This is a genomic window from Wolbachia endosymbiont of Tuta absoluta (assembly GCF_059414725.1).
In genome coordinates, this window is record NZ_JBNRJY010000537.1 from 1 (window position 1) to 564 (window position 564).

The 564-nt window shown below is 42.4% G+C and carries 1 protein-coding gene; it reads left to right on the forward strand.

Going from position 1 to position 564, the window contains the following annotated elements:
- Nucleotides 1-416: 416 nt before the first annotated feature.
- Nucleotides 417-564 (forward strand): PD-(D/E)XK nuclease family transposase (locus tag ACJ5GX_RS05965; protein ID WP_495292805.1); only part of this gene is annotated, 148 nt, incomplete at its 3' end.

A 564-nucleotide genomic window follows, 5' to 3' on the forward strand; every position in this document is an offset into this window, starting at 1 on the left:
CACTTACGACACCTCATGAGAATCGCGTCATTAAAACAACCTTCACTAGACTCGACGGTCATGAAGCCGGCAAATTTCAAGGCCGCGTGTTTAATTATGCTCTGAAAATATGAAATCTATTGCCGCGAGATAAGTAGGTAGGCATCGTAAGTGGCAGACGGGTTCGTCGACCCGTCTCGTTTTCATCTGCGTGTGAGACGGCGACGGCTACAAGTAAGTCAGTTTTACCAGTAACAGACCTCGATTCACCATATACTGCTGGCTATTTTAGGTGTACCATTACAATAAACTTAATAAATTCAGCAATGTATACCAATTGGGCCCCTTTGTGAAGGTAGTGTAATACCATCTGGTAGCAGCTAGCAACGCGACGTTACGGCTGAAAACTTTCTTGTTACATCGGTTTCGCGTATGCGCTGAGGAATTTTCATAGTGCCGCCACTTCACGCAGTTTCGGAAGCGAATCGATCGATCCTAAGCTTGATTTAACATTTAAGAAAATATTCGGTACTGAAAAAAATAAGAACATCCTTATTCACTTTTTGAATGATATTTTGGGGTTTA